This is a genomic window from Flavobacterium sp. GL_143 (assembly GCF_057834355.1).
The window spans coordinates 5,497,037-5,510,234 of record NZ_CM174401.1; the positions used below are offsets into that span (position 1 = coordinate 5,497,037).

The 13,198-nt window shown below is 28.7% G+C and carries 12 protein-coding genes; 3 read left to right on the top strand and 9 right to left on the bottom strand.

Going from position 1 to position 13,198, the window contains the following annotated elements:
- Positions 1–35: 35 nt before the first annotated feature.
- Positions 36–3,050: a tetratricopeptide repeat protein gene (locus AC3IPI_RS23160; protein ID WP_489156073.1), complete on the bottom strand. Its 3,015-nt coding sequence runs from the start codon at positions 3,048–3,050 to the stop codon at positions 36–38.
- Positions 3,051–3,287: 237 nt separating this feature from the next.
- Between AC3IPI_RS23160 and AC3IPI_RS23165 the strand changes: the two genes are divergently transcribed.
- Genes AC3IPI_RS23165 through AC3IPI_RS23175 form a run of 3 tightly spaced genes read left to right on the top strand, consistent with a single transcriptional unit; the run spans position 3,288 to position 5,770 of the window.
- The gene (locus AC3IPI_RS23165) at positions 3,288–3,971 is read left to right on the top strand and encodes a cell division ATP-binding protein FtsE (RefSeq protein WP_039119235.1); all 684 of its coding nucleotides are present in this window, start codon (positions 3,288–3,290) and stop codon (positions 3,969–3,971) included.
- Positions 3,971–4,828 carry a glycosyltransferase family 2 protein gene (locus tag AC3IPI_RS23170; RefSeq protein WP_489156076.1) on the top strand — a complete coding sequence of 286 codons (858 nt, stop codon included), beginning with the start codon at positions 3,971–3,973 and terminating at the stop codon, positions 4,826–4,828. The genes AC3IPI_RS23165 and AC3IPI_RS23170 overlap by 1 nt, the downstream gene beginning before the upstream one ends.
- 6 nt (positions 4,829–4,834) lie before the next feature.
- Positions 4,835–5,770, top strand: a complete 936-nt coding sequence (locus tag AC3IPI_RS23175; protein ID WP_489156078.1) for a glycosyltransferase family 2 protein — start codon at positions 4,835–4,837, stop codon at positions 5,768–5,770.
- Here AC3IPI_RS23175 and AC3IPI_RS23180 read toward each other — a convergent pair.
- The 8 genes from AC3IPI_RS23180 to AC3IPI_RS23215 all read right to left on the bottom strand — a co-directional run bounded on the left by AC3IPI_RS23180 (position 5,757) and on the right by AC3IPI_RS23215 (position 13,145).
- Positions 5,757–6,176, bottom strand: coding sequence for a sugar 3,4-ketoisomerase (locus AC3IPI_RS23180; RefSeq protein ID WP_039119924.1), 420 nt, complete (start codon positions 6,174–6,176; stop codon positions 5,757–5,759). The two genes, AC3IPI_RS23175 and AC3IPI_RS23180, sit on opposite strands and share 14 nt — an antisense overlap.
- Positions 6,166–6,993 (bottom strand): glycosyltransferase family 2 protein, encoded by an 828-nt coding sequence (locus AC3IPI_RS23185; protein WP_489156080.1) that lies wholly within the window; start codon positions 6,991–6,993, stop codon positions 6,166–6,168. Before AC3IPI_RS23185 ends, AC3IPI_RS23180 begins: the two co-directional genes overlap by 11 nt.
- A 151-nt stretch (positions 6,994–7,144) precedes the next feature.
- Positions 7,145–8,230, bottom strand: coding sequence for a glycosyltransferase family protein (locus tag AC3IPI_RS23190; RefSeq protein ID WP_489156082.1), 1,086 nt, complete (start codon positions 8,228–8,230; stop codon positions 7,145–7,147).
- 108 nt (positions 8,231–8,338) lie between these two features.
- Entirely contained in the window at positions 8,339–9,367 is a 1,029-nt protein-coding gene (locus AC3IPI_RS23195; protein WP_052250163.1) for a glycosyltransferase family 2 protein, read from the bottom strand.
- Positions 9,368–9,371: 4 nt separating this feature from the next.
- Positions 9,372–10,646: an O-antigen translocase gene (locus AC3IPI_RS23200; protein WP_489156085.1), complete on the bottom strand. Its 1,275-nt coding sequence runs from the start codon at positions 10,644–10,646 to the stop codon at positions 9,372–9,374.
- A gap of 1 nt (position 10,647) precedes the next feature.
- A complete protein-coding gene (locus tag AC3IPI_RS23205; RefSeq protein ID WP_489156087.1) occupies positions 10,648–10,842 on the bottom strand; it encodes a DegT/DnrJ/EryC1/StrS family aminotransferase in 195 nt (64 codons plus the stop codon).
- Between the two features lie 153 nt (positions 10,843–10,995).
- Positions 10,996–11,985, bottom strand: coding sequence for a hypothetical protein (locus AC3IPI_RS23210; RefSeq protein WP_489156089.1), 990 nt, complete (start codon positions 11,983–11,985; stop codon positions 10,996–10,998).
- 647 nt (positions 11,986–12,632) lie between these two features.
- The gene (locus AC3IPI_RS23215) at positions 12,633–13,145 is read right to left on the bottom strand and encodes a hypothetical protein (protein ID WP_489156091.1); all 513 of its coding nucleotides are present in this window, start codon (positions 13,143–13,145) and stop codon (positions 12,633–12,635) included.
- Positions 13,146–13,198: the final 53 nt, after the last annotated feature.

Sequence of the window (13,198 nt, forward strand, 5' to 3'; positions counted from 1 at the left end):
TGTCTCTATTATCTATACTCTTTTTGCTCTATTTTCTACTTTGTAATCGATGAATTCGTTTTAGACTCTTCTGCTTTTATAGCACTTAATTCTTTTTCGGCCTCAGAAACTACATCTGGATAAGCAGTGAAATTCTGAATTACATTCTCTAAAATATAAGTTGCCTGATAGCTATCTTTTAAGCCATAGAAATTCTTTGCCATTAATACTAATCCTTTGGCACCAAAATATTTGAATGATGAATAGTTTTTAGCTAGTTTTTGTACCGTTGCATTCGACGCATCGTATTTATTTTCTTTATTTTTAAAGTAAGCATCATAATACAATGATTCTGCAGCCAATTCTCCTTTGGATGTTGTAGCTAATTTTGCGTAAGCCGTTTTAGCTTTATCCTCATCTCCAGATTTAATTGCTGCTCTTGCCACAATAATTTGCGCATCGCTTTTTACATTTTCATCCGTTTTAGGGTTTTGCAATACTTTTTCTGCATACACAACCGAGTTACTATAATCGTTTTTATCATAATAACACTTCATCAAATTAGCTTGTGCAAATGTTTTATTTTGCGAAGAATCTCCTTCGTTTTCTATACGAGATAAAACCGGAATTGCTTTATCACAATCTTTAGATTTCAAGAATATCTGCGCTAAACGCATTAAAGATTGCTCTGTATATTCACTACGAGGTTGCTCGATTACATATTGATAATTAGGAATCGATTTACTCTCAGAACCTTCGGTAGTATACGCTTGGGCTAATTTAAAATTCGCCTCAAGCGCATGGATTCCTTTTGGAAATTTGCTTACGTAATTACTAAAACCTACAATAGCTTGTTTGTTATTATTTTGCTCATATTGTTTTATTGCTCCTTCGAAAGTATCATTATCCAAATCGGCATCTGTAACAGCTACAAAATCTAGCGTACGTACCCAAGTAGCGTATTCATCTACTTTTCCATTATCTACATAAATTAATCTCGCTGTAGAAACTGCTTCAAGAGCTTCGGGAGTTCTAGGGAAATCGGCAGCTACTTTTTTAAATTTCACCAAAGCCAATTGATCTCTATCGGAGTTATAGTAAATTAATCCCTCGCGCAAAATAGATTTTGCAGTGAAAGCTCCATTCTTGAATTCTGCAACCAATTGATCATAAGTTTTAATTGCCTGCTCTGTTTTTTTCTCGGCAGCATACGTATTTGCTAGCTCAAACATGGCATCGTCACGATATTCTGATTTTTTGTACATCTGAAGAAACCCGTTAAGTTCTTCGATTTTTTTATCATTTTTATTCATAAAACCATAACAAATGGCTTTTTGAAAATAGGCATAATCAGCATCGACACCTTTAAAAGTCATAACTTTAGTATAAGCTTCCATCGCCGAAGTATACTTAGAAGTTACAAATCGACAATCGGCTAATCTTAAATATGAATCATGTAATCTTGAAGCATCATCTTTGGTATTATCGATTTGTGCCTGAAATGAATTTGCAGCATTATCATATTCTTTTAATTTAAAATAGGTGTAAGCAATATTATAATTCACATTTTTAAACTCAGGCGTTGTTTTGGCTACTGCCAAACCTGCAAATTGCTTATAACTGATTAATGCGTTTTTAAAATCTTCATTAAGATATTCCGTTTCTCCTTTCCAGAAAGTTGCACGAGCCGTAAACTCCGGGCTTTTTTGTTCGTTAAGAGACTTAATAAACATCTTAGAAGCTTCCTGATAATTGTTATCATTATACAGTTCTAAACCTCTGTAAAAAAGCACTTTTTGGTAAGCCAATCTATTTTCTGGAGATTTATTTTTCTCTAATAAAGTTAGTGCTTCACTGTAGTTTTTCGAAGAAATATAAGAGTCTATTAATAGTTTTTCAACTTCAGATTTACTGGAGTTATTTGGATATTTCTTTAAGAAATCAAGTAAAACTGTTGGTACAGTTTGGTATGAATTCCCGATTTCGTAACTCAGCTTAGCATAATTTAAACTTGCATCTTCTTGGATTGCTTTATCAAAATCCATTTCGGCAGCATTTTTAAATGCATTTAATGCTTGTTGCTTTTTATCGGTATTTAAATAACTCTGACCTAAGTGGTAATATGCATTTTGTGCCACGAAGTCTTTTCCTTCAATGATTTTATTGAATTGTGAAATGGCATTTTCATAATCTTTTTGCTGATAATAAGCATATCCTAATTGATAAAAATCGGTATTATTCCATTTTCCCTTTTTACCTTTATATTGTACTAAAAACGGAATTGCTTTATCATACGCTTTTAAATTAAAGTAACTTTCTCCGATAATCTTATTCAATTCCGATTTTTCGATTTCATTAGATTTAGGCATTGCTTTTTGTCCCAAATCGATTGCTTTTTGGAAATTACCTAACTTAAAGTTCATATCAGCTTGATAATACGAAAGTTTCTCTTTGTATTTTTCTTCGCCCGAAACCTCATCAAAATATTTAGTAGCTTCTTTGTAATCATCACCTTCATAAGCCATAAACCCAAGATAATACTTGGCTTGAGAACCATATTCAGGAGAATTTACTACTTTGTTAAAATAGGTTGTAGCTTCTTTTTTCTTTTTAGAATTAAAGTAACTATATCCTTTTTGGAAGTTGAATTTATCCAAATCACTCTTACTCATATAGTTCTCATCTACACGATCAAACCATTGCAATGCTTTTGGGTAATTAGCTTGGTCGAAAAAATAATGAGCAACTTCTATATATGCTTGATTTTGCTTGGTACTTATTGGGTAATCCTCTACAAAACGCTCCATAAGCTCATCAGCATTTGGCTGATTGGTTCTTATGGCGCAATTGGCGATGTAATAAGCACAGTCTGCCTTTACCTCTTCTCTCGTCTCTTTTTCTTTTACTTTTTCAAAAATAATCTGAGCCGATGTATATTGTTTGTCATTATATAAGGAAAGTGCTTTGTCGAAATCCTTTAGATCGTAGGTGTAAATAGCCGACTTTTGTGCCGAAACCTTAATCGATAAAAGAAGAACTAGTATAAAAAATAACCGTGAAAGTTTATGCATTGTGATTTTAATTTAATATTCAAATGTATCATTTTCTACTGGGTATAACGAAACCGTTTTGGTATTTATTATAAACAAAAAACCAACTATCATGATTTAACACACTTATAAAACCCAACAACCACACACTTATTGTCTTAAATAAAGACATATAAAGGACTATTTCCTTAATTGAGGAAAATTTATTTTGAATACAGCCGTTAACTTATTACTTTTACCATTCAAATTAATTTTATCATGTCACAAACCGTACTGTCTCTTAAAGATGTAACTATTTATCAAGAAGGAAGAAAAATTTTATCTCACGTAAATTTAGAAGTTAAACACGGTGAGTTTCTTTATATCATCGGAAAAACAGGTTCAGGAAAAAGTAGTTTCATGAAAACTTTATATGGTGACTTACCCTTAACTGAAGGGGAAGGTCATATTGTTGATTTTGATTTGGCAACTTTAAAAGAGAGTGAGATTCCATATTTGAGACGTAAAATCGGAATCGTATTCCAAGATTTTAAATTACTTCCAGACCGTACTGTAAAAGACAATATGCTTTTTGTACTAAAAGCAACAGGATGGGTTGACAAAGAAGGTATGGAACGCAAAATTGATGAAGTTCTTGATAAAGTTGGTATGAAAGAGTTTACTCAAAAAATGCCACACCAACTTTCTGGTGGTGAACAACAACGTGTAGCAATTGCAAGAGCTTTACTAAACGACCCTGAATTTATCCTTGCCGATGAACCTACAGGAAACTTAGACCCACAAACAAGCTCGGAAGTTCTTGAAGTTTTAAGAACCATCAATGCACTTGGAAAAACTGTTATCATGGCAACTCATGATTATGCATTATTAATGAAATTCCCTTCGAAAACATTAAAATGTGAAGATGCCAGGATTTTTGAAGTGGTTCAGAGAACGGTGTAATGCTTTCTATTCTTATTCCTGTTTATAATTACAACATTTATCCTCTTGTTACAGAGCTACACAAACAATGCTTGGAATCTGGAATAGAGTTTGAAATTATTTGTCAGGATGATGGATCTAATTCTGAGCAAAATATTTATAATCAAAAAATCAGTACTCTTAACAATTGCTTTTTTAATATTAATAATATCAATATTGGCAGAGGCAAAAACATTAATTCATTAGCTTGCATAGCAAAGTATGATTGGTTATTGATTTTAGATTGCGATACTTTTCCTACGCAAAGTCATTTTATAAAAAAATACATTGATATTATCTCAGATTCAGCAAAACAAATATTTTTCGGTGGAATTATTTATGAAAATAAAAAACCTCCGAAAGAACAATATTTACGATGGATCTATGGACAGAAAAGAGAGACCAAATCAACTCTAACTTCAAATTTATTAATTCAAAAAGAAGTTTTTCTTCAATATCCTTTTGATGAAGCAATTATAAAGTATGGTTATGAAGATTTGTGTTTTTTCTCCGTTTTAAAAGCAAATAATTTTGAAATTTTACGCATTGAAAACCCCACATATCATTTGAATCTGGAGACTTCAATCCTATTTCTAAACAAAACCAATATAGCTTTAGAGAATCTTCAATTACTTTATAATTCCAATAAAATCACTTCTGACGAAAGTAAAATAATTAAAACTTATAAATTTCTAAAAAAACTCAAAACAAATCATTTTACAGCTTTTCTTTTCAGAAAAAATCAAACAAGAATAAAAAAAAACCTTCTTTCTCAAAAACCTTCTTTATTTTTATTTGACCTATACAAATTGGGATATTATTGTAATTTAAAAAGCTAAAATGATATGGTATTTTTTTCTATTGTTATTCCATTATACAATAAAGCCTATTATATTGAAAACACTATAAAAAGTGTTCTCGATCAAAGTTTTACAGATTATGAAATTATTATTATAAACGATGGGTCTACAGACAATAGCTTGGAAAAAGTCCTAGAATTTAATGATAAACGCATACAGCTTTATACCCAACAAAACCAAGGTGCATCTGTAGCAAGAAATCTTGGGATTGAAAAAGCAAAATATAATTATATCGCCTTTTTGGATGCAGATGATTTATGGATGCCTAATCATTTGGAAACATTGAAAACTTTAATCCAAAATTTTCCAAATGTTGGTATTTTTGCTTCACGTTATGAATTAGTATTTAGTAATGGAAAAAATCACATTCCTAAATTTAAAAGAACTCCTATCAATTTTGAAGGCATTATTCCTGATTATTTTGAAACCAGTTTAACTTATCCTATTGCTACATCATCTTCAATCGCAATCCCTAAATATGTATTTAAAGAAATAGGCTGCTTTAAACCTAACATATCCAGCGGACAAGATGTTGATATGTGGATTCGAATTGCATCAAAATACCCTGTTGCAATTAGTAATAAAGTTACAGCCTCTTATTTACATTACATCGAAAATAGTCTTTCAAAAACCCCAATACTTGAAAAAAAATTAAAAAACTTTAATGACTACAAACAACAAGAAGAAAGCAATCCGAGTCTAAAAAAATATCTTGACATTTACAGAATAGAATATGCATTGCAATATAAGATTGCAGGCGAGAACAAAAAGTCTAAAGAATTATTTAAGAACATTTTAAAAGAAAACATTTCTTTTAAAACTAAGTTCATATACTTTTTACCTAGATATATATTAATCTTTTTACTAAAATTAAAAAAACTTTTGAGAAAAAAAGGTTTTGATTTTTCTATTTATCAGTAGTCTTTTTTGAATACATAAATTCATCAAAATCCCTAATATAATCATCCTCAATATAAACATCAGAAGCAACTACCAAACATACTGCTCCTGAAGAAAAATTCTTTAGTTCTCTCCAAATCCCCGTTGGTATTAACAGCCCAATATTAGGTTTGTTTAATGCCACAATTCTTTCTGAAATACCATCATTCAAAATAACGTCAAAACTTCCACTTAAAGCCACTAAAAACTCCTGCAAATCTTTATGCGAATGTCCACCACGCTCTGATCCACTAGGAATATCATACACATAATAAACTCTTTTAATTTCAAAGGGTATTGTATCATTTTCTATTACTGATAAATTCCCTCTCCTGTCTTCTATTTTAGGAAGTGAAATCAGATTTATTTTACTATTTCTATTTTCCATAATTAATGAGTTCAATCTTTTTTCGACCTTTATTAGCATTATCAATTGCCTTGAAAAAGAAACTAATTTTTAATTTTTTTTGTTTAATATCAAAGAATATCTTTCTCATTAACCAAAATATATAATTCGTTATTAAAATACGACCTAATATTGCCCCATAAATATGATATTTATGTAAACTATCTATTTTATCAGAAGAAGTTAAGCCTTTATGTTTTACAATTACCTGGTTTTCAAAAGCTATTTGTTGGTTTTTATCTTTTAAATCAAACAAAAAAACAGCTTCTTCCCCCATTTCAAAACTACTTCCCAAACCAAAATTCTCGTCAAATCGAATCCCTATTAAATCTAATTTTTCTTTATTTATAGTCATTTCAATAGAACTGATATTTAAAATTTCCAAACTATTTAATTGCAACCTAGAGCCTCTAGGGTATTTTTTTAGACAAACTCCCTTTTCTTTAATCGCACAGAAATTAACTACTGTTGCTTTATTAAATTTATTATATGCTTCAATAATTATTTTGATAAAATTATTTTGATAAATTACATCATCGTCCGCAATTAATAAAATTTTTCCAATTGCATTTTCTATTGCTAAATTCCGACTCTTTGATAAGCCAACATCTAAACTATTAATTACCCTAACTGAAGGGAATTCAGATGATAAATTTGCGGTTTTAGACTGATTAATTACAAGGATATTGTAATTGGAAAAGTGTTTTAAAGGGAACATTTGAAATAAAAAATCAAGACTATCCTGATTCATTGTAGAAATCAAAATCTCGATATCATTTTCTGTAAAAACCTTTACCATTTTTTATTTTATACCCACAAATATAACTTTTTTTTGAAATAAAAATTTAAGACAATAATCATAGGAAAAGAAGTAGAGAGCTATTGACTGAAATAAATTGTGCTTATTAAAACCATACAGAATTTCAAATAGTTTTTTCATTTAATTATTACTATTTGCTATTCCAAAAATCAACATATTGTTGAGCCACCTGGATATAATTATGATGCTGTTCTACAAATCTTCTACTATTACTTGAAATTTCAGGAATAGCTTTTTTATTTTGTATTAGCATTTCTAATTTAGTATAAATATCTTCTTTTGAAGGAAATACGTTAACAATTGGATGATTATTATTTTCTTTTAATAGCTCATACATTTCTGTTTCTCCTCCCCCTACTAAAACTAAACCATTAGCCATGCCAATCAAACCATTCATTGCAGGAGTATAAGAATAGAGTTGATCTAATATTACATCTGATTGTGACATTATTTTCACATACTCCATCCAAGGTAAGGAAGTAACTTTATTTACCACAACTTCTTTGGGATAAGCTTTCTGAATTTTCATTACTTCTTCAAGAAATAAATCAGTTCCTTTTAATTTAGATTTAAGTTTTTGAATACCAATAAAAAACTTGATTTTACCCTCTTGAATTCCTTTTTGTTTATACTGAAGCAAATCAGTATTAATAGGCAAAGGAATATATTCTAATTTATTTTTATAATAAGGCTCATATGCTTTATAATACTCATACAAACATGAAATTATGCCATTACACGTTTCCGCAACTTCAATATTTGCATCTTGAAATTGACTTCCTAACCACTCACACTTATATATATCAAGAGGTTTTTCTCCAACAAATAAATCCGAATATTTAAGTGTTTTATTTTCTATACATAATTTCTCCCAAAAATAATCAGTCCCAAATGCTCCTAAAAAAACTTTTGAATTATTTTTTAACAAAAACCGATAAAAATGAAGATTTCTTTTTATGTTTAAATCTAAAAACGAAGGGTTTTTAATTTGCACAATATCATAACCTTTAAATTTTTTGAAAATATTATGTATTCTTCTTAGATATTTAATTGAGTTATAAAAATCATATCTAGGGCGAAACAAATCAATATCTCTATCATTTTCCATCCATTTACATCCATCAGAAGCTACAGTAACTTCATGCCCTAATACCCTTAACCCATCTGCTAATGTAGAATGAAGAGCACTGTACTCACCTAGTAAAAGAATTTTCATGTTTTTTTAGTTCTTAATTCCAATTAGTAAAAATAACTTTTAATAAACGAGTCAGATTTGTTTTGTTGTTTTTTTAAACTAACGAATGTTTACTTAATTTTAATTGATTCAACGAATATAATATTGTTTTCTTATTTTTCTTTCATTAACATTTATCAAAAGATCGAGAAAAGCAGGTACTTTAAAAACGATTACCAACAAAACATATCTTAACCTCATTGACAATATTGCATAATCAAAAGTTAAAAAATAAAAAGAATTATCTAATTTATTTTTTTTAAAATCAGACAAGTAGAATCTTACTTTTTCTTTATCAATCTCATTTTTAAAATTATAAAATTGAAATCTGGAAGATAATTGTATATAACTGCTAAGTATTGAATATTGAGTATTTATAATTAGACTTTTATCAAAGTTATTATCCTTAAGTAAATTAAAGATTCTGAATAAAGTATTTAGAATGTAAAAATTTTTAACAGTAAAAGTTTTAGTTATGGCATCCAAATTATCTTGCCTGTAATAAAACACTCCTTCACAAAAAACAACTTTGTTACTTTTCAAAAATAGCTTTCGGCTTATAAACTCGTCGGTATCAAAAGCATCTTCAAAAAAAAATTCATCTCGCAATAAATTTGTTTTGGTTAATGGAAAACCATGAATAGTCCAGTCTAATGATGCTATACAGGCTTCTTTTCCACTCAATATAACAGCTCTATTACCGTTTAAACCAACTATTTTTTTATTATTATTTTTGTTCTCAAAATAAAACTCCATATCTGGAAGTATGCTGTCTGCATCGGTCTCTTTTTGTTTTTCGATCATTTTTTCAATAAGATCTTTCGAAAAAATATCATCTTGAGAAGAATAGAACACATAAACACCTCTTATTTCAGGCATAATAAAGTTCCAGGATGCTGAAACCATTCCCCCGTTTTTCTTTCTAAAAACTTTAAATCTATCGTCATTATTAGCAAATCCATCTAAAATAATTTTACTCCTATCAGTCGAAGAATCATCGACCAATAAAACTTCTATATTCCTATAGGTTTGATTTTTAATCGATGTTAAAGTTTCGTTCAAGTATTTCTCCCCATTATATACTGGTACAAAAATCGTTACTAGCAAATCTTGAATCATAATTTTAAAATAAATATTTTCTAAAATATACCATTAATACGATTAAATACAATAAACTCTCCAAACATTGACCTATTAAAGCCCCTTGAAGACCGAAAATTTTTATACAAAATATACTTGCAAAGTATAAAAAAAATATGGCCAAAACCTCAATAATTATATAGTGAAAAGTTCTCTTTTGTGCAATTAATAAGAAGCCTAAAATCAATCCACAAACTCCAAAAACATCCCCTATTAATTGCAAAAAAAACAATTCAGAAACAGGTAAAAATTCATCAGTAAATAGTATTTTAATAATTATAGATCTTGAAAAATAAACTAAAAACGTACCTAAAATAAAAATAGGAAGAATGAATTTATAAAAACTCCTAAGTATCTTTTTTGTTTCAATTATTCCATTAGCTTTTATTAATTGTGGATAAAAGTAGACACTTACAATTGTACCAACGAATAGTAAGTATAAATTAGAGATTTTTGTAATAGCCTCCCAAAATCCGGCTTGATCTAATCCAATATTATTTATCAAAAAAATTCTTGTTTTCAATTTAAAAATCGGACTTAATATTATTGGCGGAAGAACCATTAAAGAAAAAGACGAAAAGTTCCTTAAAATTTTAAAATCAAATTCATAAAATTTTAACCTTCTAAAAGTTTTAATTTCTTTTGGTAAATAAATGGACGTTGTAAAAACTAAAATAACAGGAACTAAGACAATAGAAAAAAATCCTCCAATTGTTCTAAAATAAAATATTAACACGAAAGAAAGTAATGTGCATAAAATATTAGCACTAATATTGGCATAAATTACTTTATTATACTTGCCTAATCCATTTAAAATGGACAAAAACAATATCGAAATGGCATTCCAAGGTAAAACTAATGCAACTACATTTAAAACTATTGCGTATTGTAAATTGTTTCCAAAAATCTTATAGCAAAAATAATCTGAAAAGAGAAAAATTAGTGTACTTAAAAGAGAAGTCACTACCAAAAAACTGATTACTAGAGTAAAAATTATCTTTTCTAACTCTTTTTTATTATTTTCATTTTCGCTAATATACTTTACAATACCGTTTTGAAATCCTAATGTAGAAACTCCTTCAGCCGAACTTATAAAATTACGCAAATTACCGATTAAAGCCATTCCACTTGGACCAACAAAAACAGCAAGTAGTTTTGAAGTAATCAGACCTGTTCCTAGTCTTAATAGTACACTCAAACTATTTAAAGAAGTGATTTTAAAAAGATCTGTTTGTATTATTTTTTTTACAAAATTCAATTTAGTATTTATTTAAAATTGAAATAACAAAAAGAACTTCATCATCAGTCAAAACGGGACTAATTGGTAAACTTAAAACTTCGTTATGAATCTTATTCGTAATAGGGAAAGATAGATTTTTCCATTCCTGGAAAACCTCTCGTTTATGCAAAGTAGTAAGATAATTAGTCAATACAATATTTTTTATCAATATCAAAAAGATATTTTGTTTTTTTTAATAATCTTGAAACATTGAGCCATCTGCAACAACTACAGCCAAACCTAAACAATTAATCCCCTAAAGCTAGATTAAAACATAATAAAGTCATTTATATAGTTTTTCAAAAACATCAAATTTAAATAATGACGCTTATTTTTTTCCTAACAAATCCTTTACTTGATTTTTAAGCTCTTGAATATCTTTACTTTGCTGTTCTATTTCTTTATTTTGCTTAATTAAATAAAGAGTTAACTCTTCTATTTTTTCCTGTTGTATTTTTGCCATTTCTCCAAGCTCTAAACCCTTTTCTGTAACTTCTTTAGCAGAAGGCACATTTGGTAAATGGCCATTTTTAGCTATATATTTTTCAACTTCTTTTAAATTAAGTAATTTATAATCTTTATTAAAAACATAATCAGCCCAAGTATTGTAAACTTTTATTTCTTCTGCTCTTATCTTCCCTTTTACCGATAGTCTATAAGTATCTGCTCCATCCGTAAAGTTTGAAGTCCCTATACCTAAATTTGTATCGACATATACAGCTCCTTCAAATTTTGAAGCGCCATTTTTCACCATAAGTCTATAAGGTACTGGCCAAGTTTGCATACCTCCAATTGTAAAGTAGGAATCTGGTTTATTCAAGGTTAAAATTCCAGCTTCATCATTTTCATATAGTTCTAAAACAGTTTTTTGATTTCTATCACTAAGTTTGAATGAACTATCACCATTGGCTTTTGCAGTATGCCTAAATCTATTCGCATCATTTCTATCTTCTATTGCCAACATTGTTTGGGCATTAGATAAAATATTAGAGGGAGGTATATCATAAAAAGTTAAGAGCCTTTTTCCTTGTACAACTGCAGAGGCAGAATTTTCTCTTAAAGTTCCAATATTTAATAAAATACTTTTGGTATACAAATCACTAAGATCCAAAAATGTATAAGTATTATTAATTGCTGGGAATCCACTAATCTCTAACTTAGCAATTGGATTAGTTGTCCCAATTCCTACATTAGTATTTGAAGTTGGTGAGTTCGGTAAGATACTCCCACCGCCTGTACCCGTACTAACCTGTGCGGTTATAGTAATGCTGCTTAATATAAATATTCCAGAAAATAAAAAAGTGAAAGGTAATTTCATTTTTAGTGCTTTTTAGTAGATTAGTTCTTGTAAAAATATCAAATTAAACCTAATGAAACGGATTGATTTTAAGATTTTTTTAACTAAATCAAATTCTTTCTTATAATAAAAGAATACATTAACAAATAAAAAGAACTTCCCTAAAAACAGTACTGTAATAATTCCTCCAAAACCTAAAATAGTTCAAGCATATAGATATTATTTTTATCGCAAATGGTAGTGCAGAATTCATTCCGTGTTTACAGGATTACATATACGTTCCAGAAAATACATATTTACACTTAATTCTAAAATAGATTTATAACTGTATTTTTAATCCTTATCCAAAATCGATTTTAATACTCTCTTAAAAGTATAATCTATTTGATAGGAATTAGAGATAAATCAATCTATTATCTGATTTTAATAGTTTTCTGTTCTACTTAGAGAATAATGCAATTTATAATTGCCTTTTCCATGATTTTTATTAATAAATAGACCATTATCTAAAAAAACTAAATCATCAAAATTTGTACAACCAAAAATTTGTCCATAAGTTGTTGTAATTGACTAGTCCTAAATAATCGATACAGATTATTAGACAAATATATTTAATTAAACACCTGTAATATTTTTTATTGCAGGTGTTTATACTTTTTTAGATAGTTTTAAAATTCGATTCTAAGACCTATTTGATTTGTACTTGCCAATAAAGTTGTTTTGGGAGCTGGTTTATAATCTTCGACTAAACCGTTATTATACTTTGCAAGTGCTGATTTGATTTTTTTAGGATAACCAATTTTAATAGGGATAGAAGCAACAATTAGTGCTCCACCAATGATGGCTGCGGTCATATTTGTTCGTTCGGATTTTACAGATGGATAATACCCGTTTCCAGAATAAGATGTTGTACTATTGTCGGTGTTCATACCAATAATTAGGTTTGTTGCTACTAGTCCTATTCCACTATAAAAAAGAACATTTCCCCATGTTTTTTTACTTCGTCCTGAATTATAAAGCCCTAATACTTCACTATTGTTAATCAATAGTTTACGAACTTCATCGGGTGATATTTTTTTGTTTTCATAATTATAAACAGTTCCTCCACTTTTATAAGTGAGTTGTTGCGAAAAAGATGTTAACGATAATATCAAAAGGAGATAGGTAATAATTTGTTTCATGACTTTTATTTTTGTTATTGTTTATTTAACATTTCATTGTTGCGAACACGGAA

Excerpts from the sequence above, each read along its gene's own strand:
- AC3IPI_RS23165 (WP_039119235.1), top strand. The coding sequence starts at position 3,288 with ATGTCACAAACCGTACTGTCTCTTAAAGATGTAACTATTTATCAAGAA.
- AC3IPI_RS23180 (WP_039119924.1), bottom strand. The coding sequence starts at position 6,176 with ATGGAAAATAGAAATAGTAAAATAAATCTGATTTCACTTCCTAAAATA.
- AC3IPI_RS23175 (WP_489156078.1), top strand. The coding sequence starts at position 4,835 with ATGGTATTTTTTTCTATTGTTATTCCATTATACAATAAAGCCTATTAT.
- AC3IPI_RS23215 (WP_489156091.1), bottom strand. The coding sequence starts at position 13,145 with ATGAAACAAATTATTACCTATCTCCTTTTGATATTATCGTTAACATCT.
- AC3IPI_RS23210 (WP_489156089.1), bottom strand. The coding sequence starts at position 11,985 with ATGAAATTACCTTTCACTTTTTTATTTTCTGGAATATTTATATTAAGC.
- AC3IPI_RS23190 (WP_489156082.1), bottom strand. The coding sequence starts at position 8,230 with ATGAAAATTCTTTTACTAGGTGAGTACAGTGCTCTTCATTCTACATTA.
- AC3IPI_RS23160 (WP_489156073.1), bottom strand. The coding sequence starts at position 3,050 with ATGCATAAACTTTCACGGTTATTTTTTATACTAGTTCTTCTTTTATCG.
- AC3IPI_RS23170 (WP_489156076.1), top strand. The coding sequence starts at position 3,971 with ATGCTTTCTATTCTTATTCCTGTTTATAATTACAACATTTATCCTCTT.
- AC3IPI_RS23185 (WP_489156080.1), bottom strand. The coding sequence starts at position 6,993 with ATGGTAAAGGTTTTTACAGAAAATGATATCGAGATTTTGATTTCTACA.
- AC3IPI_RS23195 (WP_052250163.1), bottom strand. The coding sequence starts at position 9,367 with ATGATTCAAGATTTGCTAGTAACGATTTTTGTACCAGTATATAATGGG.